Below are 1,335 nucleotides of genomic sequence, written 5' to 3' on the forward strand. Positions count from 1 at the left end.
GTCGTTTAATCTTGCAAGCACGTTTCTCGCAGCATTCCAATCAGCTTGCACAACTTCCCCATTAAAACGATGAAAGCGATCTCCCTTGCGTGTGCCTATTAAAAGCCCACGTAAGAAAGAATCACTTTGCGAAGTGTATGCAGAATTGACTAGATGCACCGTAGAACCTCTACGGTGAGATATACCTGTTAGGGCATCGGCTAATAAGCCTTTAACCCATGTGTTTAAACGTCTATTGGTATTTTTACCATAGCTACGCTTACTTTGGATTGGTGCGGTTAAATCCTCCGCAACAATCACTTTGGCTTTATCAACCAACTTGTGAGTTGCTGTAAATATCAATGTCTTGAGCTTTGCTTTCTGAGCATCTTGCCTTTTATCTAGCTTCTTGCGACCTAGATTATTTAACTCAATTTTCTGTTTCTTGTGCGGTTTGGCTTTAGAAATCGCTCTGAGCTTATTTCTACGTTTGTACTTTTGATTTAGGTAGTCTGATTCACTTGAGATCAATTTACCTAAACCATTGCCATATACTTCACCATCAGAATCCACAAAGGCTTCTGAATAACCTTTATCAACACCTACGGTTTCCTGACCACAATCCTGTGTTTCAACTGCATCATAAGTTGAGTGAACTTCAACATTACCGTTTTTTAGAATGATTCTAAGTGTGCCTTGTGGCGCAAAATCAACAGTGGTGTTTAGTGGAATTTTAATGGTTTGTCGAGGGACTAGACTTGGCACTTTAAGCCAACATTGACCGTTTAGCTCAAAGGTTTTACACATATCCGCACGAACAATAATTTGATTATGTGTGTGATTAACACCATGCTTAAAGTGATTACGCATTTGACGATGGAGGAAATTATCAGTCATCCATTCATCTTTTTTAAGCAAGGTGTATAGTCTTTTTTGTTCATTATTACAGGAGGTGCGTTTTCGGATCGCCTGCTTTACTTTGTCTTTTGATGCTTCTCGATAGGCTTTAATATCACCTACGCAATCACGTAGCGTTTCTTTCCACGCATTTGCAGAAACACCAAAGTCACGACTTTCTTTCATCCACGCATCACGAATGGTTCTGTCGCTGATATTTAAACCTGCAACAGCACCATATTTAGCCCACACTTCGCTACGAACACGACCAAGTAAAACAGCTTGTTTTTCAAGTTGCTTGTACTTTTGCACATTCAAGTTTTTACAGTGATGGATGCGTGTTAGTTTCAAAAAGTTATTCCTTACTATTCACTAATTCTTTAACTTTTTCTTTGTATTTTCTTAATCCATAAAGTCGAGAAGAAAAACAATGAATAATCGCTAACAGGTCTTGAGTTA

General features: G+C 38.7%; 1 protein-coding gene. It reads right to left on the reverse strand.

The annotated features are described in order from the left end of the window. Positions 1 to 1,227 (reverse strand): transposase (locus FTU82_RS15950; RefSeq protein ID WP_180101647.1); only part of this gene is annotated, 1,227 nt, incomplete at its 3' end. Between the last annotated feature and the right edge of the window lie 108 nt (positions 1,228 to 1,335).

This window comes from Acinetobacter sp. YH12151, from assembly GCF_013418355.1.
GTDB classification, from domain to species: Bacteria; Pseudomonadota; Gammaproteobacteria; order Pseudomonadales; family Moraxellaceae; genus Acinetobacter; species Acinetobacter pseudolwoffii.